The following is a 22,994-nucleotide window of genomic DNA, read 5'->3' as shown; positions in this document are numbered from 1 at the left end:
TGGCGCGTCTGGCCGACGCTGGCCCACCCGCCGAAGTGCGACTCAGGCCCCGAGCCGCCCCATCGCCGCGTCGAACTCGGCGGCGGAGCTGTCGCTGACCTCGTGGAACAGCACCTGGTCGATCACGTCGGGTGCCGCCGTGAAGTACGGCACCCCCGCGAGACGCAGACCGGTGATGTCGTCAGGTGATCGCAGGCTGGCCGCGAGCACGTTCGAGTCGCTGCCCGCGCACACCTCCTGCATGCGGGCGATCACCGCATCCCCGTCGATGCCGGCATCCCGCATCCGTCCGAGGTAGGGGGCGATGTACTGCGCGCCGATCGAGGCGCATGCCAGCGCCTGTGCGACCGAGTAGACGGCGGTGACGAGCACGGTCGCGCCGTCGCGCACCAGAGCGGATGCCGCGGCGAAGCCGTCGCGGGTCGCCGGCACCTTCACGGCCACGCGATCGCCCAGCGCACGGATGCCCTCGGCGTTGCGGAGGAAGGATGCGGTGTCGCCGCCCCACGTCTGGAAGAAGATCTCGCGGGCGCCCTCGTCCGACCAGCGGGCGTAGAGGTCGGGGATCTCCGCGGCGGTGCGGCCGCCGCGCTCGAGGATCGTGGGGTTGGTCGTCACGCCATGCACGACGCCCGCGGTGAGGAGCGAGGCGACGCGGTCGACGTCCGCGCTGTCGACATAGAGACGGGGGGCCAGCGCGGTCATCGGGTCTCCTTGTGCACAACCTGTCGTTACAGGTTCGGATTCGGCTAATGTAATGACAGCCGCGGAGGATGTCAAAGCACCCCGCATCGACGACGATCAGGAGTGCCATGACAGCCGCCACCTCGCCCGATCGCACCGGCGTCGTCATCGTCGGCAGCGTGACCGCAGACGTGACGACCTTCTCGACCAGGCTCCCCGCCCGCGGAGAGACCATCCTCGGCGACGAGTTCACCCTGATGCTCGGCGGCAAGGGCGCGAATCAGGCGGTCGCCGCCGGACGATCGGGGGCCCGCACGAGCTTCGTCGGATGCGTGGGAGACGACCTCTTCCACGACCTCGTCGTCGACGGGCTGAGCGAGGCCGGAGTCGACCTCACGCACCTCCGCACGGTGCCGGGGCCGACGGGCATCGCGCACATCCGCGTCGACGCCTCGGCGCAGAACGACATCGTCATGGTGCCTCTGGCCAACGCCGCGCTCAGCACCGAGCAGATCGACGCGGCGCTCGAAGCCCTCGCGCCGACCACGTCGGTGCTGCTCACCCAGCTCGAGACGCCCTCGGCGCTCACCGCGCACATCACGTCACGAGGACGCGAGCACGGCATGACCGTCATCCTCGACCCCGCCCCCGCCGCTCCGCTGGATGACGCCGTGTGGGCGAGCATCGACATCGTCACCCCGAACGAGACCGAGGCCTCGGTGCTCAGCGGCGTCGAGGTGACGGATGCCGCGTCGGCGGAGATCGCCGGACGCTGGTTCCTCGACCGGGGCGTCGGCGCCGCCGTGATCACGCTCGCGGGTCAGGGCTCGTGCGTTGTGACCGCAGCGGGCGCATTCGTCATCCCGCCCTTCCCTGTCGAGGCCGTCGACACCACCGCGGCCGGCGACGCCTACGCCGGGTATCTCGGCGCCGCCCTCGCCAACGGCTGGGGGCTGACGGATGCCGTTCGCCTGGCGACCGCCGCCGGAGCCCTCGCCGTCACGAAGCAGGGCGCCTCGCCCAGCCTGCCGCTGCGGGCCGAGGTCGACGCCTTCCTGGCCGCCCGAGAAGCCCACTGACATCCCCGAGGAGACATCATGCGCAAGACAGCGACGACCATCAACCCCGCACTCTCGCGCGTGATCAGCGAGACCGGCCACACCGATCTGCTGGTGGTCACCGACGCCGGCCTGCCCATCCCGCCCGGATCCGAGCGCATCGACCTCGCCTATCGTCCCGGCGCTCCGGCCTTCTTCGACGTGCTCGACACCGTGCTCGCCGAGCTCGTCGTGGAGGGAGCGACGGTGTCGGCCGAGGTCGCCGAGAAGAGCCCCGAGGTGCTGGCCGCGCTGCGCGAGCGCTTCGCCGACCAGGACTTCGAGATCGAGCTCATCCCGCACGTCGACTTCAAGAAGCTGACCCACTCGGCGCGCGCGTTCGTGCGCTCGGGAGAGTTCACCCCCTACGCGAACGTGATCCTGCACGCGGGAGTGGCGTACTGATATGAACGACACGATCGACCGCCACTCCGCCGCGCCCATGTACGACCAGCTGCGTCAGCTGATCGTCGACGGCATCGCGAGAGACGGCCTGCAGCCCGGCGACCCGCTGCCCGGCGAGCACCGCCTCTGCGAGCGGTACGGCATCTCGCGCACCGTGGTGCGCCAGGCGTTGGCCCAGCTCGAGCACGAGGGGCTCGTCGAACGCGTCAAGGGCAAGGGCACGTTCGTGTCGCGCCCCCGCACGAGCGAGAGCCTGGTGCACACGCTGATCGGCCTCTACGACGACGTCGAGCGCCGCGGCGGGCACGTGCACAGCGACGTCCTGCGCCACGAGCAGACTCTCGCCGACGACGAGATCGCGGCGGCACTCGAGGTCGACCCTGGCGCACCGGTCGTGGTGCTCGACCGTCTGCGTCACGTCGACGGCGAACCCTGGTCGCTCTCGACCACCTGGATGCCGGATGCCGTCGGCGGAGTCACGCTCGGCGTCGACCTCTCGGAGCGGTCCCTGTACCGCCTGCTCGCCGATCACGACATCGTGGCGACCAGCGGCGTCCGCTCGGCCGAGGCCACCGTCGCGACCCACGAGCAGGCGCAGCATCTGGGGGTGAGCGCCGGCTCCGCCCTGCTGCGACTGCGCAGCGTGAGCCGTTCCTCCGACGGCACGCCGATCGAGTACTTCGTGGCGCACCACCGCGGCGACCGCTCGCGCTTCGAGTTCCAGCTGCAGCAGGAGCAGTCGCAGGCGTCGCTGCTGCACGTCGACGGCGACGGCAGCACCTCGCGCGCTGGCACCGTCCGCTAGCCGCATCCGCACGCGGCATCCACTCACAGGTGGGTCGGCCGAGCACGGGTCGCGGACTAGCCTGGAACGAGAGCACGCATCGCACGGGGCGATGCGATCGGGGGGAAGACACGATGGTCGACGACGCGCATCCACCGGCATCCGACTCCGACCCGGTCATCCCTCCGCCGCCTGCCGCGGCGCCGGGACAGCTCGGATCCTCCGTCCCGCTGGCCCCGCCGCTGGGCGGGATCCCCGGGCCGCCTGCGCCGCTGCCGCCGTACGCCTCTGCCTCCCAGCCGGGGCAGCATCCGCAGATGGCCGCGTACCCGCCGCCGCACCCCGGGCAGCCGTCGCCTCCCTACGGCGCCGCATATGCTTCCCCGTCCGCGCCTCCTCCTGCACGTTCAGGACGGACCGTCGGCATCGTCATCGCAGCGGTCGCGGCGTTCGTGCTGATCGTCGTCGTGGGCATCGCGGTGGCCGTGAGCCTGCTGCTGAGCTCGCGCACCGAACCGGCGACCGCGCCTCCGGCCACGAGCGTCACGGAAGAGCCCGCATCGCCTTCCGAGGCACCGCAGGGCGACCCGGACTCCGACGGCTCGGGCGACGCCGATGCCTCCGCCATCGCCGACGCGCTCCAGGCGAAGATCGACGAGTACAAGCGCCTGCGCGACAGCGGCGCGCTCTGGCAGAGCATCCCCGACACCGAGTTCAACCGCACGGCCGTCTCCGCCTTCCTCTACTTCCTCACCGACATGAAGGTCGCCACCATCTGGGGTGTCGACGATGCGCAGGCGCAGGAGTACGAGGAGCGCATGACGATGCTCGAGGAGCGTCTGCTCGCCGAGCAGCCCCTCGGCGACGACATCCAGATCACCCTCGAGGACGAGGTCTTCACGTACGACGGCGAGACGGGCGAGGGCGGCTACACGCCCCGCTAGAGGAGCGTTACGCTCGAAGCATGAGCGACTGGACCAGCACCGCGATCGCCCTGCTGGAAGCCGACGCCAACCGCAGCGCCGACACCCATCTGCACCTCTTCCCACTGCCACCCGAGTGGGGCATCGACCTGTACCTGAAAGACGAGTCGGTGCATCCGACCGGGTCGCTCAAGCACCGTCTCGCGCGCTCGCTGATCCTGTACGGACTCGTCAACGGACGCATCACCGAGGACTCCACTCTCGTCGAGTCGTCCAGCGGATCGACGGCCGTCTCCGAGGCGTACTTCGCGCGGATGCTGGGGCTGCCCTTCGTCACCGTCGTACCGCGCTCGACCAGCCAGGAGAAGATCGACCTCATCGAGTTCTACGGCGGACGCTGTCACTTCGTCGACCGTGCCGAGGACATGTCTCCTGAGGCTCAGCGACTGGCCTCCGAATGCCACGGCCACTACCTCGACCAGTTCACGTTCGCCGAGCGGGCGACCGACTGGCGCGGCAACAACAACATCGCCGAGAGCGTGTTCAGCCAGCTGTCGCAGGAACGCCACCCGATCCCCCGCTGGATCGTCGTGGGCGCAGGCACCGGCGGCACGAGCGCCACCTTCGGCCGGTACGTGAAGTACCGCCGCCACGAGACGCAGATCGCGGTCGTCGACCCCGAGGGTTCGGCGTTCTACGACGGATGGGCGGGCACCGTCGACGCGCCGGCCGGACGCCCCAGTCGCATCGAGGGCATCGGCCGTCCGCGCGTCGAGGCCTCGTTCGTGCCCAGCGTGATCGACGAGATGATCCGCGTTCCCGACGCGGGGTCGATCGCCGCGATCCGGATGCTGCGCGAGCGCACCCTGCACTGGGCCGGAGGTTCGACCGGCACCAACCTGTACGGCGCATTCCAGCTGATCGCGCGCATGCGCGCGGCGGGCGAGACCGGCAGCATCGTCACGCTCATCTGCGACAGCGGCATCCGCTACGCCGGCACGTACTTCAACGATGAGTGGGTCGCCGAGCAGGGCTGGGACCTCGACCCGCATCGCACCCGCCTCGATCACTTCCTCGAGACCGGGGTCTGGGTCGACTGACCCTCGTTCCGCTTCCATGACTCCGGAGATCCGGGCAGGTCACCCGGGAGAACACGCTTCCTCGGGTTCGAGCCGCCACATTCTCCGGAGTCACGGCACGTCGCGGGCCGAGGCGCTCCGGCTACGCTGGCCGCATGACTACTCTCATCCTCACTGTCGCGGGTGCCGATCGCCCCGGACTCGTCGCAGCCGTCGCCGATGTCGTCGATGCCCACGGCGGAAACTGGGAGAACAGCTCGCTGGCCGAGCTCGCGGGCACCTTCGCCGGAGTGATCGAGGTCTCGGTCGCCGCCGACCGTTCCGACGAGCTGCAGACGGCGCTCCGCGGACTTCAGGGACAGGGGCTCCTGACGCTCGCCGTCCTCACCGGAACGCCTGATGACGACGCGGAGGACGAGCAGCGACTCGAGATCCGGGTGCTGGGCAACGACCGATCCGGCATCGTCCGCGAGGTCTCGAACGTGCTGAACGCGCACGAACTCAGCATCGAGGAGCTCGCGACCGAGACCCGGGATGCCGCGATGGCCGGCGGCCGTCTGTTCGAGGCCTCCGTGATCGCACGGGTTCCGTCGTCGGTCGACATCGATGCCCTGCGTCGCGACCTCGAGCGCATCGCCACGGAGATCCAGGTCGACATCACCCTCGCCTGACCGCGGCGTCCCCTCCGCCCGATACGCACACAGCGCCCCGCACGGCCCCCGAGGCGACCGCACGCCCGTGCAGACCGAGGCGAACTGTGCAGACCGGGCGAGATGAGAGGGCGATCGTCGTCACTCAGGGCGATCGACGGACGACCCTTCGGCGCGCAGATCCGTATCGGTGTACCGGCGCACCCAGTACTCGGTCTGAGCCACGTGGGCGGATGCCGCAGCCGACGCCGCGACCGGGTCCGCCGCCGCGAGTCCGCGGAGGATCGCCCGGTGCCCGGCATCCGAGTGGAGCTTGAGTTCGGCGGCGTCGCCGGCATCCGGGATCCGATAGGCCCGCGAGCGTGAGCGCAGCACGTCGATCAGGCTCGTGAGCGCGTCGTTGCCGGCGACCTCCGAGATCGTCATGTGGAAGGCGTGGTCGAGGCGGGAGTGGTCCTCGAAGTCGTCGCTCGCCTCGATCTCATCGAGCACGCCGCTGAGCGTCTCGATCGTGGCGGCGTCGATGCGGGCCGCGGCGAGCGCAGCCGCATGGGGCTCGAGCACCCGGCGAAGCTCCGTCAGTTCGAGCACCCCGGCCATGGGCAGGAGTCCGACCGTGAGAGAGAGGCTGCCGATCAGGTCGGCGGCGCGCAGCTCGCTGACGTAGCTGCCCGAGCCGTGCCGGGTCTCGAGCACACCGAGGGCGGCCAGCATGCGGATGGCTTCGCGCAGCGATCCGCGTGAGACGCCGAGCGTCTCGCACAGCTCACCCTCGCTCGGCAGACGGTCGCCGGGGCGCAGCTCGCCGTCCGCGATCAGCGCACGCAGCCCGTGCAGCGCTGTGTCCAGTGCGCTCATCGTCATCCTCCTGACACCGCCCGATTCCCTTGCTGAGTCTGTCGGACGCAGACCCTTCGTCAAATTCGTATGACAACTATGTTTCATCCTCGCCTTTTCGTAGCCATTTCGAAAGCCGTGTGGCAAAGTTGTGCAACAACTCCCCCACTGCACCGACGAGGACCGATGCCCGCACCACTCTTCCCCGCACCGCTCACGCTGAACTCCGGCATCCGAGCCCGTGATGCGTGGCCGCTCGATCCCGACGTGATCCACCTGAACCACGGCTCGTTCGGCGCGGTTCCCACGGCCGTCGTCGAGCAGCAGGATGCCCTTCGACGTCGCGCCGACCTCAGCCCGGTCGAGTGGTTCCCCCGCATCGCCGAGCGGGTGCGCAACGCTCGCGAGCGCACGGCTCCGTTCCTCGGCGCCCATGCCGAAGACAGCGTCTTCGTCCCGAACGCCTCCGCCGCCGCGACCGTCGTCTACAACGCCCTGCACCTCGAGCGCGGCGACGAGATCCTCGTCACCGACCAGGGCTACGGAGCGATCACCATGGGCGCGGAGCGCCTGGCCCGCCGCTTCGGAGCATCCGTCCGCGCCGTCGAGCTGCCGCTGCTCGCCTCCGACGACGAGGTCGTGCAGCGCTTCGCCGACGCACTCACTCCGGCCACCCGCCTGATCGTGGTCGACCAGATCACCTCGCCGACCGCGCGGATGCTGCCGACCCGGCGCATCGCCGAGCTCGCGGCGGAACGGGGCCTCCGCACCCTCGTCGACGGCGCCCATGCTCCCGGTCTCGTCGCCGATGCCGCCGCGGTCGCCGGCGGCGACTGGTGGTTCGGCAACCTGCACAAGTGGCCCTGCGCCCCGCGCGGTTCCGCCCTGCTCGTCACGAACGCCCCCGACCGCGACGACCTGTGGCCGCTCATCGACTCGTGGGCGGCGAACGAGCCCTACCCCGAGCGCTTCGACACCCAGGGCACGATCGACGCGACGACCTATCTCGCCACCCCGGCGTCGATCGAGTTCATCGAGTCCGAGTTCGGGTGGCACAACGCCCGCCAGGCGATGGCGCAGATGGCGGATGCCGGGGCCGAGATCATCGCCGAGGGTCTGCGCCCCTACGGCGACGAAGACCCCCTCACCCCGTTGCCCTCGCCCGTGCCGTCGATGCGACTCGTGCGACTGCCGCTCGGACTCGGCTCGACCCGCGAAGAGGCCGATGCCCTGCGCATGGACCTGCTCGACGAGACCGGCGTCGAGACCGCGTTCACCAGCTTCCGCGGCGTCGGCTACTTCCGCCTGTCGGCGCACCTCTACACAGAGGCGTCCGACTTCGAGGCCTTCGTCGAGCGCTGCATCCCGCAGATCCTCCGCCGCGCCGGCATCCGCACCGCCGACTCCATCATCGTCTCCTGACCCGACCCACCCCTCCACCCACCACCCGACCCACCACCATCACCAACTGAGAGGCACCTCGTGAAGAAGAACAGAATCTTGACGACCGCCGCGGGAATCGGCACCGTCGCCGCACTCGCGCTCACCGGCTGTTCCGCAGGCGGCGGCGAGTCCGCCGACGGCACCGTCACCCTGCAGATGGTCGAGAGCCTGACCAATCCTGCCCGCACCGACCTGCTGCGCGGACTCCTCGACGACTTCGAGAAGGAGAACCCCGACATCAAGGTCAAGCTCGTCTCGCCGCCCACCGAGCAGGCCGACGCGAAGATCCAGCAGATGCTGCAGTCGGGCAAGGGCGTCGACGTCCTCGAGGTCCGCGACATCACCGTCGGACCGTTCGCGAACAACGGCTGGCTGCACGACATCTCGGCCGACCTCGAGAAGTGGGACGGCTGGGATGCCCTCACCGACAACGCGCAGTCGGCGTCCGTGGCCGCAGACGGCAAGAGCTACTTCGTGCCGTACGGCTTCTACGGCCTGTCGCTCTTCTATCGCACCGACCTCGTCGAGGAGGCGGGCTTCGACGGCCCGCCGCACAGCTGGAAGGATCTGCTCGAGCAGGCCAGCGCCATCCAGGACCCCGCGAACAACATCTACGGCTACGCGTTCCGCGGTGGCCAGAACGCGAACAGCAATGTGGTCGCGGCTATCGAGGCCTACACGATCGACGGCCTCGACGTCGATGACGCCTTCCTGATGGAGGACGGGTCGACGATCTTCGCCGCTCCCGAGGCACAGGAAGCCGTCGACGACTACTTCGACCTCTTCAAGGAGGCGTCGCCGCCGTCCGCCGTGTCGTGGGGCTACCCCGAGATGGTCGCCGGTTTCACCAACGGCACCACGGCGTTCCTGCTGCAGGACCCCGAGGTCATCGCGACCGTGCAGGACTCCTCTCTGACCGAGGATCAGTGGGACACCGCCCCGCTGCTCGTCGGGCCGTCGGGCAAGGCCGCGCAGCCGCTGGCCGTCGCCGGCTGGGGCGTCGCGGAGAACAGCGAGCACCAGGATGCCGCGGTCAAGCTCGTCGAGTTCCTCTCGTCGGCCGAGCCGGCCACCGAGTTCGCGCAGGCCAACAGCCTCGTGCCGATCATCTCCGAGGCAGCCGATGACGAGTTCTACTCCTCGGGCCCGTGGACGAGCTACGTCACGATGACCGAGGATCCCGAGACCTACGTCAACGTCAAGCAGCCTCGCGGCGTCAGCTGGTGGACCGAGTGGATCCAGAAGTCCGACCAGGACGTGCAGAACGTGCTGCTCGGCAACATGTCGACCACCGAGCTGCTCGAGTCGTGGGACACCTTCTGGACCGAGAAGTACGCTGCGGAAAAGGGCTGATCCGTGACCCGGACCACTCTCGAAGGGGGCTCCGTCGGCACCGCCGGCGGGGCCTCCCCGGCATCCCGCCGGCGCCGCCCCTTCCGTGGCCGCCACGCGCTGACGCTGCTGGCCTTCATGGCCCCGGCGATCGTGTTCGTGTGCTGGTTCACCTACTGGCCGATGCTGCAGGGCGCACGCATGGCCTTCCACGACTGGAACCTGTGGGATCTCACCTCCACCCCGTGGGTGGGTTTCGACAACTTCGTCACCGTCTTCCAGGACCCCGCCTTCCCGATCGTCGCCTGGAACTCCGTCCTGTGGGTCGTCGGCTCGCTCGTGCCTCAGCTCGTGATCGGCTTCCTGATCGCGCTCGCCCTGCGCAAGCGCTTCCGCTTCCGCGGCCTCTACCAGGCGCTCGTGTTCTTCCCGTGGGCCGTCTCGGGCTTCCTGATCGGGATGCTGTTCCGCTGGATGTTCAACGCCGAGTTCGGCGTCGTGAACGACCTGCTCATGAAGGCCGGCCTGATCGACGCCCCGCTGCCCTGGCTGGCGGATCCGAAGCTCGCGATGTTCGCGGTCATCGTCGCCAACATCTGGTACGGCGTGACCTTCTTCGCGATCATGATCCTCGCGGCTCTGCAGTCCGTGCCCGATGAGATGCTCGAGGCCGCGAGCCTCGACGGCGCAGGCAAGGTGCGTCAGCTGTTCTCGATCATCATCCCGTACATCTCGATGACGCTGCTGCTGACGATCCTGCTGCGCATCATCTGGATCTTCAACTTCCCCGACATCATCTACGCGATGACCAACGGCGGGCCGGCGAACCAGACCCACATCATCACGACGTGGATGATCAACTACACGCAGCAGGGCAACTACGGCATCGCGAGCGCCATCGGACTCATCGTCGTCGCGTTCCTGTTCGTGTTCTGCGCGTTCTACCTCATGGCGATGCGGAGGGTCCAGCGATGACCATCACCGGAACCACGGTCACCGAGACCCGGCGTCTCACCGTCCCCGACATCGCGAAGGCACCGCGTCCGAAGCGCAAGGTCTCGGTCGGCGGCGTCGTGCGCGTCGTCGGTCTCGCCCTCTGGCTCGTCATCACGCTCTTCCCGCTGTACTGGATCGCGCTGACGTCGTTCAAGTCGCCGGGAACGATCAACTCCTTCCCGATCGAGTACTGGCCCAGCGAGCCGTCGCTCGACAACTACGTGAGCCTGTTCGAGCAGAGCTCGTTCGGGGTCTTCCTCGGCAACTCGGCTCTGGTGGCGACGATCGCGGGTGCGGTCGCGACGCTCATCGCTCTGCTCAGCGCCTATGTGATCGCGCGCTTCGAGTTCCGCGGCAAGGGGACGGTGCTGGTGGCGTTCCTGCTCACGCAGATGATCCCCGCGTTCATCGCGCTGGGCCCGCTGTACTCGATGATGACCGACCTGGGCCTCGTCGACACCAAGCCCGGTCTGATCCTCGTGTACATCGCGGTCTGCATCCCGTTCTCCACGGTCATGCTGCGCGGTTTCTTCGAGAACGTGCCGGACGCGCTCGAAGAGGCGGCGATGATCGACGGATGCTCGCGCTTCGGCGCGCTGTTCCGGGTGCTCGTGCCGGTGATGACCCCGGGCATCATCGCGGCCTTCATCTTCAACTTCGTCAACTGCTGGAACGAGCTGTTCCTGTCGGTCGTGCTGATGAACACCGACGAGAACCGCACCGTGCCGTCGGCGCTGAACGGGTTCATCTCGACCTTCAACATCGACTGGGGCTCGATGAGCGCCGCAGCCGTGCTGACGATCCTGCCGACCATGGTGATGTTCGCACTCGCGAGCCGCTGGATCGTGCAGGGCCTGACCGCCGGCGCCGTCAAGGAGTAGGCGCATCCGGACATGACGAAGGCCGCCGCCCCTCAGGGACGGCGGCCTTCGTCATGCATCCGTCAGACCAGGCGGGCCTTCGGCGACACCGAGTAGGTGGCCTCTGCATCGCGGTTGACCGTGTCGCCCAGTGCGGTGTCGATCGCCGCGAGCGTGTCGGCGTCGAGCGTCACGCCCGAGGCCTTGACCGTCTCGGCGAGCTGCTCGGGGCGCGAGGCTCCGACGAGAGCTGCGGCGACGTTCGGGTTCTGCAGCACCCAGGCGATCGCGAGCTGCGGCATCGACAGACCGGCCTGCTCGGCGATCGGCTTGAGCTTCTGCACGGCGGTGAGGATGTCGTCCTGCAGGAACCCCTTGATGAAGTCGGAGCCGCTGTGCGGATCCGTCGCGCGGGAGCCCTCGGGAACCGGCTGACCCGGCAGGTACTTGCCCGACAGCACGCCCTGCGCCATCGGCGACCAGACGATCTGCGAGATGCCGAGCTCCTCCGATGCGGGCACGACCTTGCCCTCGATCACACGGTGCAGCATCGAGTACTGCGGCTGGTTCGAGATCAGCTGCACGCCGAGTTGCTTCGCGAGCGCATGCCCCTCGCGCAGCTGCTCGGCCGTCCACTCCGACACGCCGATGTAGAGGGCCTTGCCCTGGCGCACGACGTCGGCGAACGCCTGGAACGTCTCCTCGAGCGGGGTCTCGTAGTCGAAACGGTGCGCCTGGTAGAGGTCGACGTAGTCGGTGCCGAGTCGCGTCAGCGAGCCGTTGATCGATTCGAGGATGTGCTTGCGGCTCAACCCGGTGTCGTTCGGACCCTTGGGGCCGGTCGGGAAGTAGACCTTCGTGAAGATCTCGAGACCCTCGCGGCGCTGACCCTCGAGCGCCTTGCCGAGCACGACCTCCGCCGCGGTGTTCGCGTAGGTGTCTGCGGTGTCGAATGTGGTGATGCCGGCGTCGAGCGCCGCGTGCACCGTCTTGACGGCGGCGTCGTCGCCGACCTGCGAAGCGTGCGTGACCCAGTTGCCGTAGGTGATCTCAGAGACCTTGAGACCGCTGTTGCCGAGATAGCGATAGTTGACCATGCCATAACGCTACCGGCCGTGGCAGACGCCGGGCCCGGATCAGACGCGCGGTTCGACCAGCTGCTCCTGCTCGGCGAGCGTCTGCGCCTGGGCGCGCTTCTCGGCGAGCTCGCGCTCCTGCGCCGCGTCACGCGCTTCGGCGGCCTGGGCGGCCTCCCTGCGCTCGGCGCGGGTCTGCGGCTCGCCTGATCCGGCATCCGCCTGGATCCCCTGCGACTGCACGGTGACGATCGCCGCGCGGTCGCGGAACCCCTCGGCGGTCACCTTGTCGAGCGCGACCTGCTTGCGGATCGCGACGGCCTTCTCGTAGAGCGACGGGTCGCCGTAGGAGGTGAGCACCTTCACGAGCACGGGCAGCAGCTCGATCATGAAGAACAGTGCGGCGATGAGGATGTGCGCCCACAGGATCGTCGGCTCCTTCTCGCTGAGCCTGTTCAGACCGCTGATCTGGCTGAGCAGACCGATCGCGCCGGCGTTGCCGGATGCCACCGATTCGGCGCGCGCGTTGTACGCGGCGAGCGCGGTGTCATAGCTGTCGCGCGCGGCGGGCAGCTGAGACTGCGCCTCTTCACGGTTCTGCGACTCCGACGTGCTGGTGTTCTCCTTCGCGGCGGTGCCCGCGGCTGCCAGCTCTTCGTTGGCGGTGCGCAGCTGCGCGGCGAGCGCGTCGTAGGTCTGCTGCGCCTCGGCGAGCTGGGCCTGGGCGGCATCCGAGCTCGCACCCTCGCCGTTCACGCCGGTGCAGCCGGGAACCGTGCCTGCACCTTCGCCGGTGAGCTCGCACTGGTAGAGGACGCGGGCCTGGTCGATCACGGCCTGCTGCTCGGTCATCTTGGCCGTGAGGTCGTCGACCGTGGCCTGCGCGGCCGATTCGGTCGCCGACGACGAGTCGGTGCCGGCGACGATTCCGGTCGCCGCCTGGTTCTCGAGCTCGGCGACGCGGTCCGATGCGGCGTCGAGCGCCTTCTTCTCGGGGCCGGTCTCGAGTGCATCCTGGTCGGCCTGCGCCTGGGTGATGTTCGTCGAGGCGACCTCGCGCGCGATGTCGTTGTGGAAGATCTGCAGCACGAGCGGCTCGGCGACGACGAAGCCGATGATCGCGGCCATGATCACACGTGGAATCGCGAGGCCGATGAGCTTCCAGACGTTGCGGGTCGACGTCATGGTCGAGGTGAGGAAGCGATCGAGGTTGAAGATGATGAGCGCCCAGACGACCGCCAGCGGCACGGCCAGCCAGATCGCGGCCTGCACGCCCGTGGTCAGTGCGAACAGCATGGAGATCGCCGAGACCAGTGCGGTTCCGGCCAGCACGAAGAACATCTGCACGAAGCGCGGGGTCTCACCGGGGACGCGGTCGAGGATCTCGCCCTCGGCTCCGCCGAGGATGGCGAGCTTGCGCAGACGCGAACCCGGCACGCGCGGTGCGCGCTCGCGCGGCTGACGCCGGGGCTTGGGCTCACGCACGGGACGGGCGGATGCCGCGGCATCCTGCTCCTGCTCCGGCGCATCGGGCACCTCGGGTGCCTGCTGCGGTTGCGGCAGATCGGCGCCCGTGGGCTCGTACGCGCGCAGGAAGTCGAGGTCGTCCGTGTCAGCGTTCGGGTCGCTGTCGAGGATGATCCGACCCTGCGAATCGAACCGTCCTGGGCGGTGAGCGGAATAGGGCATTCCGACAATCTACGAAATGTCGCCTGTGGAAAACGTGCACGAACCCTGTGTTTCCGCCTCCGCGGGCCTCGTCAGGGTCAGCGCGGCAGCATGCGGACGAGCGCATCGGCGCTCGCGGCGAGCGCGTCCTTGAGCGAGAAATGTCCGGCGGCGCACAGCGTTCCGAGTCCGTGCACGAGGCCCCACACTCCGGTGACGCTCTGCGCGTCGAGGCCCGCCGCCACGGACGCCTCCGACAGCAGCTGCTCGAGCTCATCGATCAGGGGGGCCATGGTCTCGCTCGGCTCACCGGGGATGCACACCGTCGGGTCGTAGATCACGTCGAAGCCGTGCGGATGCTCGACCGCGTAGCGGATATACGCGGCACCGCCTTCGATCACGGCGGATGCGGAGTCCGGCGCCTCCTCGATCCCGCCGCGCACCGCGGCCACCAGGTCGGCCATGCTGCGCTCGGCGAGGACCTTGAGCAGACCGCGCCGGTCGGAGAAGTGGTGGTACGGGGCGTTATGGCTCACGTCGGCGGCGCGGGCGACCTCGCGCAGGCTGATCTCCCCCGCGGGCTTCTCGGCGAGCAGCTGCATCGCCGCCGCCTCGAGGGCGTGGGCGAGGTCACCGTGGTGATAGCCGGATCGGGAACTTGACACAAGCAACATTGTTGCTTATCTTGACACTGTCCACCACTGCTTGACACTGTCAACATAGGAGAGCACATGCCATCCGCACTGATCATCGACGGCCACCCCGATGCCGGATCCCTCACCGCAGAACTGGCCCGACGCTATGCCGCAGCGCATGGCGACGCCCGTGTCCTCGCTCTGCGCGATCTCGACTTCGATCCGTCGCTGCGCTTCGGCTACCGCCGGCGCATGCAGCTCGAGCCCGACCTGATCGACGCGAAGCGCGCACTGGCCGAAGCGCGGACGGTCGTGGTGTTCACCCCGCTCTGGTGGGGGTCGGTGCCCGCGCTGCTGAAGGGGTTCTTCGATCGGGCCCTGCTGCCGCAGCAGGAGTACCGGTACTCGAAGCTCGGGATGCCCGAAGGCCTGTTGACGGCTGCGAACGGACGCCTGTTCCTGCTGGCGGACACCCCGTGGTTCCTCACGCCCTTCACCGGGCTCCCCGCACAGACGCACGTCGCCCGCGGGACGATGAGGTTCTGCGGCATCCGCTCGGTGCGCACCACGCGGATGCTGGGAATCAAGGACGCGAGCCCCGCGCGCATCGAGTCGTGGCTGTCGCGCGCCGAGACTCTCGGTCGCCGCGACGGCCTTCGCGATCGCGGCACCGGCCCTCAGGCCATGGCGGCGGAGGCAGCCTCGTCTTCGGTCGTCGCGACGAGCTGACCGCACGCACCGTCGATCTCCTTGCCGCGAGTGTCGCGGAGGGTCGTCGGGATGCCTGCGTCGTTGAGGCGGCGCACGAACTCGTTCTGCACCGAGGGCTCGGACGACGTCCAGATCGAGCCGGGCGTCGGGTTCAGCGGGATCGGGTTGACGTGCACCCAGCCGCGGCCGCGCTCGTTGAGCTTGTCGGCGAGCAGGTCGGCGCGCCAGGCGTGGTCGTTCATGTCCTTGATCAGCGCGTACTCGATCGAGACACGGCGGCCGGTCTTGGCGTAGTAGTCGTAGGCGGCGTCGAGCGCCTCGTCGACCTTCCAGCGGGAGTTCACCGGGATGAGCTCGTCACGCAGGTGGTCATCCGGTGCGTGCAGCGACAGCGCGAAGGTGACGGGGATGCCCTCGTCGGCGAGCTTCTTGATGGCCGGCACGAGTCCGACAGTAGACACCGTGATGCCGCGCGCGCTCATGCCCAGGCCGTCGGGCTGGGGCGCGACCATCGAGCGCACCGCGTCCATCACGCGCTTGTAGTTGGCGAGCGGCTCACCCATGCCCATGAAGACGATGTTCGACACGCGCTCCATCGAGTGGTCGTCGGCCTTCTTGCCGCCGAGACCGCCCTCGGCGATCAGGCGGTTGGCGCGGACGATCTGCTCGATGATCTCGGCGGTCGACATGTTGCGGGTGAGACCCGCCTGGCCGGTGGCGCAGAACGGGCAGTTCATGCCGCACCCGGCCTGCGACGAGACGCACAGGGTGATGCGGCCCGGGTAGCGCATGAGCACCGACTCGACCAGCGCGCCGTCGTGCAGACGCCAGAGGAACTTGATCGTGTCGCCGCGGTCGGTCTCCAGGCGGCGCACCTCGGTGAGCAGCGGCGGCAGCATGCCGGCGACGAGCTGCTCCCGGGTGTCGGCCGGAAGATCCGTCATCTCCGCAGCGTCCGACGTGTAGTGCCGGAAATAGTGGGTCGAGAGCTGCTTCGCGCGGAAGCCGGGCAGGCCGAGCTCCTTGACCTTCTCGACGCGCTCGGCGGGCGTGAGGTCGGCGAGATGCACCGGCGGCTTGCCGCGCTTCGGGCTCGCGAACTGCAGCAGCGGCCGCCCCTCGGCATCCTTCTGCTGCGTCCACCCCTCGGTCGCAGGACGCACCTGCGGGGTGCCGGTCGAGCGGACTGCCCCCGAACGGGACGACGCGGGTGCCGTGGCGGGGCGCGTCTCGCGCGTGCGGGGAGTCTCGGTCATACCTCCAGGGTACGCGGTGCCGGGTGGGAAGCGCCTGGGGCGCCGGCCCCGGCGTCCCTAGACTGACCCCATGGACATCATCATCGCTGTCGGCGCGGTCATCGCAGCTGTCGTCGTGGGCGTGGTGATCATCGGCGCCGCCCTGCGATCGATGCGCCCGAAGGCACCGGAGCCGCACGTGTTCACCCCGTCGCCGACGATGGCCCGATCCGTGGCATCCGCTTCGACGTCGACCGCCTCGGCATCGCAGCTGACGCCTGCGGCGATCGCCGAGATCGATCGTCTCGTCGCCGCCGGGCAGAAGATCCACGCGATCAAGCTCTACCGGCAGCACACGGGCGTGCGCCTGCAGGAGGCCAAGGACCGGATCGACCACTGGTCCGTCAGCACCACGGCACCGCACCTCGCGGCCGTCTCGAACGCCTCGGCCGCCCACTCGTCGATCACGGCGACGCCGTCGTCGGTGCGGGGCGCGCTGCCGGCATCCGTCGCCTCCGAGGTCGACCGGCTCATCGCCGCCGAGCAGAAGATCCAGGCGATCAAGCTGGTCAGGGAGCACACCGGGCTCGGCCTCAAGCAGGCGAAGGACGTCGTCGAGGCCTGGCCACACCCGCGCCACTTGTAGTTACAGGCTGCGGTCGGGGAGAATGGAGCCGATCCCCCATCGAAGGAGTCTTCGCCATGCCCGACCGCCTCTCCCGCGCCCGTTCCGCCGGCGTCCTCGCCGTCTTGCGCGCACCCTCGCCCGAGCTCGCACTCGAGGCGTCCGAGGCGATCATCCGCGGTGGCGTGACCGGCATCGAGGTCACCTTCTCGACCCCCGACGCCCCCTCGGTGATCCGCGAACTCATCGCGCGCCACGGCGACGCGGCCTACATCGGCGCGGGCACAGTGACGACTGCCGAGCAGGCCGCCCTCGCCGCCGATGCCGGTGCGGAGTTCCTCGTCAGCCCCGGAACCCTGCCCGCTCTGACCCGAGCGATGCTCGAGACCGGCCGCGTCGTCATGACAGGTGCCATGACCCCGACCGAGGTCATGGGCGCGCTCGAGCTCGGCGTCGACGTGGTCAAGATCTTCCCCGCGTCCCTCGGCGGGCCCTCGTACCTCGGCGCGCTGCGCGGACCGTTCCCGGATGCTCCGCTGATGCCGACGGGAGGCGTCAGCCCCGACAACCTCGCCGACTGGTTCCGCGCCGGAGCCGTGGCGGTCGGAGCGGGCGGCGACCTCGCGAACGGCGCCTCGCTCGCTGCATCCGACTGGGCCGACATCGAACAGCGCTCGGCCCGCTTCGCCGCGGCGCTCGCTGCGACCCGCAGCTGAGTCGGCCGATGACCCGGTGATCGAACTCGCACCCCTCGCCTGGGCGGCGCTCGGCCTCGCCGCCGTCACGATCGGCATCTCGAAGACCGCGCTCCCCGGCGGCAGCATCCTGGCCATCGCACTGTTCGCGACCGTGCTCCCCGCGCGCACGTCGACCGCCGCGATGCTCCTGCTGCTCATCGTCGGCGACGTGTTCGCGTTGATCACCTATCGCCGCCACGCGCACTGGCCGACGCTGCTGCGCCTCGCGCCCGCCGTACTCGCAGGGCTGCTGGCCGGCTTCGCGTTCCTCGCGCTCGCGGGCGACGGCATCGTACGTCGGGCGATCGGCGTGATCCTGCTGGCGATGATCGCAGTCACCCTTTGGCGGCGATGGCGGCAGGACCGGGCGGATGCCGCGTCGCCCGCACCGGGAGGCATCGTGCTCTCGGGCGTCTACGGCACTCTCGGGGGCTTCACGACCATGGTCGCCAATGCGGGCGGACCCGTGATGTCGATGTACTTCCTCGCCACCCGCACGCCCGTGCAGGTGTTCCTCGGCACCTCGGCCTGGTTCTTCGCGATCATCAACCTCGTGAAGATCCCGTTCCTCGCGGGCCTCGGCCTCTTCGAGGGCCACGTGCTGCTCATGGATGCCGTGCTCGCGCCGCTCGTGGTGCTCGGCGCTCTGGGCGGCATCCGCCTCGCGAAGCGCATGAACCAGGTGCTGTTCGACCGCATCGTGATCGTGCTGACGATCGCCGGCGCCGTCTACCTGCTGTTCTGACCGTCTGCTCCCCGCGGCAGGACCGCCTCAGTCGAGGAAGATGTCGGGGAACAGCCGGTCGTCGGGAGTGCCGGGGACGGCGGCGTAATGCGAGAAGTCGGTCACGCCGTCGGCCTCGAGCACGTCCTCGACGATCAGGGTCTGACCGCTGTACTCGGCCGCGGGCTTGAGCAGCACCGCGTAGGCGGCGTCGGCGTAGATGTCGGGCGTGCGGCTCGCCGCCATGACCTTGTCGCCGCCGAGCAGGTTCTGCACCGCGGCGGTGGCGATGGTGGTGCGCGGCCACAGGGTGTTGGCGGCGATGCCGTCGCGGGCGAACTCCGCGGCAAGGCCGAGCGTGACCATCGTCATGCCGAACTTCGCGAGCGTGTATCCGGTGTGCGCACCGAGCCACTTCGGCGTGGGGTTCAGGGGCGGCGACAGCGACAGGATGTGGGGGTTCTCGGCGTCCTTGAGGATCGGCACCGCCGCGCGCGAGAGCATGAACGTGCCGCGGACGTTCACGTCCTGCATCAGGTCGTACTTCTTCGCGCCGAGGTCGAGCGAGCGCGAGAGGTCGATGACGCTGGCGTTGTTGATGACGATGTCGATGCCGCCGAACTCGCCCTGCGTCTTGAGCACGGCCTCGGTGATGTCGTCGTCGTCGCGCACGTCCCCGACGATCGGCAGCGCCTGACCGCCCGCCGCCCTGATCTGGTCGGCGGCCGTGTGCACCGTTCCCTCGAGCTTCGGATGCGGGGTGTCGGTCTTCGCCAGCATCGCGATGTTCGCGCCGTCAGCCGCGGCACGCAGCGCGATCGCGAGTCCGATGCCGCGGCTGCCGCCGGACATCAGGATGGTCTTGCCTGCCAGTGACATGGATTCTCCTTGGAGCGTCGGGGCTTCGGGACTTCGGGGTTCGGGCTTACTTCGGTGCCATGCGGATCGCGCCGTCGAGGCGGATCGTCTCGCCGTTGAGGTAGCCGTTCTCGACGATCTGCTGCACGAGAGAGGCGTACTCGTCGGGGCGTCCGAGACGCGAGGGGAACGGCACCTGCTGGCCCAGCGAGTCCTGCGCCGCCTGCGGCAGGCCCATCAGCATCGGGGTCTCCATGATGCCGGGAGCGATCGTGCAGACGCGGATGCCGTAACGAGCGAGCTCGCGAGCGACGGGAAGCGTCATGGCGTGCACGCCGCCCTTCGAGGCCGAGTATGCCGGCTGGCCGATCTGCCCGTCGAAAGCGGCCACGCTCGCGGTGTTCACGATGACACCACGGTCGCCGGTGTCGGTCGCGTCGTTCTTCGCGATCACGGCGGAGGCCTGCGACAGGACATTGAAGGTGCCGACGAGGTTGATGCGGACGATGCGCTCGAAGTCGGCGAGCACGGCCGGGTTGCCCTCGCGGTCGAGCACCTTCGCCGGCGGGGCGATGCCCGCGCAGTTGACGACGATCCGCAGCGGAGCGGCGGCCTGCGCTGCGGCCACGGCGGCAGCGGCATCCTCAGCGCTCGTGACGTCTCCGCCTGAGAACACCCCGCCGAGGTCGGACGCGATCTCGGCACCGGCCGACGAGGGCAGGTCGAGGATGGTGACGACGGCGCCGGCGGCGGCGAGCGTCCGCGCGGTGGCGAGGCCCAGACCGGACGCACCGCCGGTGATGAGAGCACTCGAGCCCTGGATCTGCATGCGGTTCTCCTTCGAAACGTGTGCGACTCAGTGTCAGTTTAGCTGATTCCGAGTTTCAGGTGACACATCGCCAGAGGCCTCGCGACGGTGTCGACCCCGAGCCTACGCCGCGCACGTCGAAGGGGCGGGGCCATGACGGCCCCGCCCCTTCGGAGTGACTCACGAGATCAGACCTGGATCTGCGCGGCGATGCCCTTCAGCTTGTGGCGTGCGAGCGCGAGGTTCGCCGACGCACTGTTGAGCACGAGGTAGATGAAGAGCCCGCTCGCACCGGTCGTGTTGAGCACGTTGATCAGGTGATACTGCGAGCTCAGGGTGATGAGGATGTCGTCGATCTCATCCGTGATGCCGAGGTCGCGCATCGTCGCCAGCTTGGCGCGCACGACGTTCGAGTTGCCCGCGGCGGCGATCCCCAGGTCGAATGAGGGGTTGCCTCCCTGGGCGAGTGCCATTCCGCTGCCGTAGTCGACGATCGCGGCGCCGGTGGCGCCCTCGATGGCCAGCAGCTGCTGCAGGGCGTCGTCAAGTGAACTCATGTTGTACTGCTCCTCTATGGTGATGCGTGTGCTCTCGACGTCGGCGTCAGGTGCCTGTGCGGATGCCGGAACGTCGCCGCTCCAGATCCACTCGACGAACTGGTCGAGATCCCGTTCGCCGGATTCCTGCGACGAGATCGCCGGAGCCTTCGGCAGCCCGACCGCGGTAGCGTGAGCGGCATCGGAATCGGCACCGGGTGCGACCTCGGGAGCCGCGGATGCGGACGAGGAGGCATCGGCATCGCTGCCCTGCCGCCGCCACCACTGTGACCGGGACGAAACGCGCACGAAGACCTCTGATGTGTCGAGTGGGATGGATGATGCGGCCGCCGACGGCGACCGCGACTGAGACTAACCGCGTCCCGCCGCCCGGAGCCGGAAAAATACACGCATACCGATATACGTTCGAACATGAGATGAGCGCCCCATGAGCATCCCCTCCACGACGACGGAGATCCCGCCGATCGTGCGGTCACTGGCCGCGGGCGCCACGCTCACGCCGGTATGGCTGAACGGCATCGGCGGGCTCACCTTTCGCACCGACGACGGGCGCTACATCAAGTGGGGCCCGCATGACGCCGAGGCGAACATGCGGGACGAAGCGGAGCGGATGCGGTGGGCACGGCGTTGGATCGCTGTTCCCGAGGTGATCGATCAGGGTGAGGACGCCACGCACGAGTGGCTCGTCACGGCTGCATTCCCGGGCCGCAGCGCTGTGGACCCCCGATGGATCGACGACCCCGAGACCGCCGTACGCGCGGTCGGAACCGCGCTGCGCGCGATGCACGACTCGCTGCCCGTCGAGCAGTGCCCCTGGACCTGGAGCTCCGCATGGAGGATCGCGAACGCGGTCGAGCGCGGCGTCACGGTGCCGGCCGACCTGCACGAGCCGCCTCGGCTCGAGTACTACCGCCGACTCTGGAACGAGACCTGAGACCCGACTCAGTCGGTCGGCGAGGCGTCCTCGTGCACGGCCACTCGGATCTCCGAGATCCGGCGACGATCGACGGCCGTCACGCGGATCGTCGCACCGGGCACCTCGACCGAATCACCGACCACCGCGAGGCGGCCGAGCATCTCGGTGACGAAGCCCGCGACCGTGTCCGATGCGCCACGGGGCAGCGCGATCCCGGTGATCTCGGCGAAGTCCTGCAGATTGAGGCGGCCGTCGAGTGCGCCGCCGGCGTCCGGCATCCGGTCCTCCGTGTCGTACTCGTCGAAGATCTCGCCCACGACCTCTTCGACGAGGTCCTCGAGCGTCACGATGCCGTCAGTGCCGCCGTACTCGTCGACCACGACGGCGATCTGGTGACCGGCCGCCCGCATGCGGGTCAGGGTGGGTAGCACGCCCGCGGTCGAGGGCACGTACTCGACGGGACGCATGAGTCCGAGCACCGCGCGCGTCGCGTCGTCGGCGGCGGCCTCGAAGAGGTCGCGCACATGCACGAAGCCCACGATGTCGTCGAGCGAGGCGTCGATCACCGGGTACCGCGAGAACGGCAGCTCGCGCACGTCCGCGATGGCCTCGGCGAGCGTCGCGGCGCCGTCGAGCGCGACGACCTCGGGACGGGGCCGCATGACCTCGCTCACCTGACGTCCGCGCAGCGACAGCACGTCGTCGAGGATGCGTCGCTCGTCGTCGGGGAGGCTCTGATGCGTCGCGACGATGTCGCGCAGCTCCTCCTCGCTGAGCTCGTCCGCCGCCTTGTGCGGGTCGCCGCCCAGCAGACGCACGACCGCATTCGTCGACACCGACAGCAGCCAGATGACCGGCCTCATGACCACGGCGAAGCCGTCGAGCACCGGCGCGACGGCATACGCGAACTGGGCGTTGCGCTGGATGGCGAGCCGCTTGGGCACGAGCTCGCCGAGCACGAGCGACAGGTAGGCGATCACGAGCGTCAGCAGCACGGTCGAGAGGGTGAGAGCCAGCGGAGCGGCGACCCCGAGGTTCTCGAGCAGAGGCGCGACCGACGGGGCGATCGAGGTCGCACCGTAAGCGGCCGAGGCGAAGCCGGCGACCGTCACGCCGATCTGCACCGCCGAGAGGAAGGTGTTCGGGTTGCGAGCCAGGCTCGCGACCTTCTCGCCTCGTCTGCCACGAGCAGCGATCGCATTGATCTGACTCTCACGCAACGTGACGAGGGCCATCTCCGTCGCGGCGAACACGCCGCCGACGAGGACGAACACGAACACCAGAGCGATGTTCACCGCGAGGTCGCCCATCAGCGGGTCACCTCACGAGGTGCGGGGGTGCCCGAGGTCATTCG

25 protein-coding genes are annotated in these 22,994 nt (G+C 69.0%); 15 read left to right on the top strand and 10 right to left on the bottom strand.

Features of this window, described 5'->3' with window-relative positions:
- Positions 1-42 precede the first annotated feature (42 nt).
- The gene (locus tag LQZ85_RS14375; RefSeq protein WP_056280511.1) at positions 43-705 is read right to left on the bottom strand and encodes a transaldolase family protein; all 663 of its coding nucleotides are present in this window, start codon (positions 703-705) and stop codon (positions 43-45) included.
- A gap of 107 nt (positions 706-812) precedes the next feature.
- Here LQZ85_RS14375 and LQZ85_RS14370 point away from each other — a divergent pair, with 107 nt between their 5' ends.
- The 6 genes from LQZ85_RS14370 (at position 813) to LQZ85_RS14345 (ending at position 5,643) form a co-directional block, all read left to right on the top strand.
- Complete coding sequence (locus LQZ85_RS14370) at positions 813-1,763, top strand: ribokinase (RefSeq protein ID WP_056280509.1); 951 nt, start codon at positions 813-815, stop codon at positions 1,761-1,763.
- 18 nt (positions 1,764-1,781) lie between these two features.
- Positions 1,782-2,186, top strand: coding sequence for a D-ribose pyranase (gene rbsD, locus LQZ85_RS14365; RefSeq protein WP_053097964.1), 405 nt, complete (start codon positions 1,782-1,784; stop codon positions 2,184-2,186).
- A 1-nt stretch (position 2,187) separates the two neighbouring features.
- Positions 2,188-2,991 carry a GntR family transcriptional regulator gene (locus LQZ85_RS14360; protein ID WP_230101063.1) on the top strand — a complete coding sequence of 268 codons (804 nt, stop codon included), beginning with the start codon at positions 2,188-2,190 and terminating at the stop codon, positions 2,989-2,991.
- Between the two features lie 113 nt (positions 2,992-3,104).
- On the top strand, positions 3,105-3,914 hold the full coding sequence (locus LQZ85_RS14355) for a hypothetical protein (RefSeq protein ID WP_056280504.1): 810 nt from the start codon (positions 3,105-3,107) through the stop codon (positions 3,912-3,914).
- A gap of 20 nt (positions 3,915-3,934) precedes the next feature.
- Positions 3,935-4,993: a PLP-dependent cysteine synthase family protein gene (locus tag LQZ85_RS14350; protein ID WP_072591991.1), complete on the top strand. Its 1,059-nt coding sequence runs from the start codon at positions 3,935-3,937 to the stop codon at positions 4,991-4,993.
- A 134-nt stretch (positions 4,994-5,127) separates the two neighbouring features.
- The gene (locus tag LQZ85_RS14345; protein ID WP_053097968.1) at positions 5,128-5,643 is read left to right on the top strand and encodes an ACT domain-containing protein; all 516 of its coding nucleotides are present in this window, start codon (positions 5,128-5,130) and stop codon (positions 5,641-5,643) included.
- A gap of 120 nt (positions 5,644-5,763) precedes the next feature.
- Here the strand turns inward: LQZ85_RS14345 and LQZ85_RS14340 are convergent, their stop codons facing one another.
- Entirely contained in the window at positions 5,764-6,480 is a 717-nt protein-coding gene (locus tag LQZ85_RS14340) for an FCD domain-containing protein (protein ID WP_056280681.1), read from the bottom strand.
- A 165-nt stretch (positions 6,481-6,645) separates the two neighbouring features.
- On the opposite strand from LQZ85_RS14340, the gene LQZ85_RS14335 reads away from it, so the two are divergent.
- Genes LQZ85_RS14335 through LQZ85_RS14320 form a run of 4 tightly spaced genes read left to right on the top strand, consistent with a single transcriptional unit; the run spans position 6,646 to position 11,111 of the window.
- Positions 6,646-7,881 (top strand): aminotransferase class V-fold PLP-dependent enzyme, encoded by a 1,236-nt coding sequence (locus LQZ85_RS14335; RefSeq protein WP_056280500.1) that lies wholly within the window; start codon positions 6,646-6,648, stop codon positions 7,879-7,881.
- 60 nt (positions 7,882-7,941) lie between these two features.
- Complete coding sequence (locus LQZ85_RS14330) at positions 7,942-9,255, top strand: sugar ABC transporter substrate-binding protein (RefSeq protein ID WP_053097970.1); 1,314 nt, start codon at positions 7,942-7,944, stop codon at positions 9,253-9,255.
- 3 nt (positions 9,256-9,258) lie between these two features.
- Positions 9,259-10,209 (top strand): sugar ABC transporter permease, encoded by a 951-nt coding sequence (locus LQZ85_RS14325; protein WP_053097971.1) that lies wholly within the window; start codon positions 9,259-9,261, stop codon positions 10,207-10,209.
- Positions 10,206-11,111, top strand: coding sequence for a carbohydrate ABC transporter permease (locus LQZ85_RS14320; protein ID WP_201778457.1), 906 nt, complete (start codon positions 10,206-10,208; stop codon positions 11,109-11,111). Before LQZ85_RS14325 ends, LQZ85_RS14320 begins: the two co-directional genes overlap by 4 nt.
- 62 nt (positions 11,112-11,173) lie before the next feature.
- Here the strand turns inward: LQZ85_RS14320 and LQZ85_RS14315 are convergent, their stop codons facing one another.
- From LQZ85_RS14315 to LQZ85_RS14305, 3 genes are all read right to left on the bottom strand, one after another.
- A complete protein-coding gene (locus tag LQZ85_RS14315) occupies positions 11,174-12,187 on the bottom strand; it encodes an aldo/keto reductase family protein (protein WP_053097972.1) in 1,014 nt (337 codons plus the stop codon).
- 39 nt (positions 12,188-12,226) lie between these two features.
- The gene (locus tag LQZ85_RS14310) at positions 12,227-13,855 is read right to left on the bottom strand and encodes a DUF4407 domain-containing protein (RefSeq protein WP_056280497.1); all 1,629 of its coding nucleotides are present in this window, start codon (positions 13,853-13,855) and stop codon (positions 12,227-12,229) included.
- Between the two features lie 77 nt (positions 13,856-13,932).
- Positions 13,933-14,499: a TetR/AcrR family transcriptional regulator gene (locus tag LQZ85_RS14305; protein ID WP_056280495.1), complete on the bottom strand. Its 567-nt coding sequence runs from the start codon at positions 14,497-14,499 to the stop codon at positions 13,933-13,935.
- Positions 14,500-14,565: 66 nt separating this feature from the next.
- Between LQZ85_RS14305 and LQZ85_RS14300 the strand changes: the two genes are divergently transcribed.
- Positions 14,566-15,198 (top strand): NAD(P)H-dependent oxidoreductase, encoded by a 633-nt coding sequence (locus tag LQZ85_RS14300; RefSeq protein WP_056280492.1) that lies wholly within the window; start codon positions 14,566-14,568, stop codon positions 15,196-15,198.
- On the opposite strand, the gene rlmN is transcribed toward LQZ85_RS14300, so the two are convergent.
- The gene (gene rlmN / locus LQZ85_RS14295) at positions 15,147-16,436 is read right to left on the bottom strand and encodes a 23S rRNA (adenine(2503)-C(2))-methyltransferase RlmN (RefSeq protein WP_171821948.1); all 1,290 of its coding nucleotides are present in this window, start codon (positions 16,434-16,436) and stop codon (positions 15,147-15,149) included. The two genes, LQZ85_RS14300 and rlmN, sit on opposite strands and share 52 nt — an antisense overlap.
- Positions 16,437-16,506: 70 nt before the next feature.
- On the opposite strand from rlmN, the gene LQZ85_RS14290 reads away from it, so the two are divergent.
- Genes LQZ85_RS14290 through LQZ85_RS14280 form a run of 3 tightly spaced genes read left to right on the top strand, consistent with a single transcriptional unit; the run spans position 16,507 to position 18,522 of the window.
- Positions 16,507-17,061 (top strand): ribosomal protein L7/L12, encoded by a 555-nt coding sequence (locus LQZ85_RS14290; protein ID WP_053097977.1) that lies wholly within the window; start codon positions 16,507-16,509, stop codon positions 17,059-17,061.
- A 56-nt stretch (positions 17,062-17,117) separates the two neighbouring features.
- Positions 17,118-17,756, top strand: a complete 639-nt coding sequence (locus LQZ85_RS14285; protein ID WP_056280489.1) for a bifunctional 4-hydroxy-2-oxoglutarate aldolase/2-dehydro-3-deoxy-phosphogluconate aldolase — start codon at positions 17,118-17,120, stop codon at positions 17,754-17,756.
- A gap of 16 nt (positions 17,757-17,772) precedes the next feature.
- Entirely contained in the window at positions 17,773-18,522 is a 750-nt protein-coding gene (locus LQZ85_RS14280) for a sulfite exporter TauE/SafE family protein (protein WP_053097979.1), read from the top strand.
- A 27-nt stretch (positions 18,523-18,549) separates the two neighbouring features.
- Here LQZ85_RS14280 and LQZ85_RS14275 read toward each other — a convergent pair whose 3' ends face one another.
- From LQZ85_RS14275 to LQZ85_RS14265, 3 genes are all read right to left on the bottom strand, one after another.
- Positions 18,550-19,380: an NAD(P)-dependent oxidoreductase gene (locus LQZ85_RS14275; RefSeq protein ID WP_056280486.1), complete on the bottom strand. Its 831-nt coding sequence runs from the start codon at positions 19,378-19,380 to the stop codon at positions 18,550-18,552.
- A 46-nt stretch (positions 19,381-19,426) separates the two neighbouring features.
- On the bottom strand, positions 19,427-20,188 hold the full coding sequence (locus LQZ85_RS14270; protein WP_056280483.1) for an SDR family NAD(P)-dependent oxidoreductase: 762 nt from the start codon (positions 20,186-20,188) through the stop codon (positions 19,427-19,429).
- Between the two features lie 167 nt (positions 20,189-20,355).
- Positions 20,356-21,012 carry a hypothetical protein gene (locus LQZ85_RS14265; protein ID WP_230101062.1) on the bottom strand — a complete coding sequence of 219 codons (657 nt, stop codon included), beginning with the start codon at positions 21,010-21,012 and terminating at the stop codon, positions 20,356-20,358.
- 139 nt (positions 21,013-21,151) lie between these two features.
- Here LQZ85_RS14265 and LQZ85_RS14260 point away from each other — a divergent pair, with 139 nt between their 5' ends.
- Positions 21,152-21,658, top strand: coding sequence for a phosphotransferase (locus LQZ85_RS14260; protein WP_082586713.1), 507 nt, complete (start codon positions 21,152-21,154; stop codon positions 21,656-21,658).
- Positions 21,659-21,666: 8 nt separating this feature from the next.
- On the opposite strand, the gene LQZ85_RS14255 is transcribed toward LQZ85_RS14260, so the two are convergent.
- On the bottom strand, positions 21,667-22,950 hold the full coding sequence (locus LQZ85_RS14255) for a hemolysin family protein (RefSeq protein WP_056280479.1): 1,284 nt from the start codon (positions 22,948-22,950) through the stop codon (positions 21,667-21,669).
- Positions 22,951-22,994 lie beyond the last annotated feature (44 nt).

It is taken from the genome of Microbacterium sp. Bi98, from assembly GCF_918698045.1.
In the GTDB taxonomy this organism is placed as follows: domain Bacteria; phylum Actinomycetota; class Actinomycetes; order Actinomycetales; family Microbacteriaceae; genus Microbacterium.
Note: the sequence above shows the minus strand (reverse complement) of the source record. Positions and strands in the feature narration are given on the sequence as shown.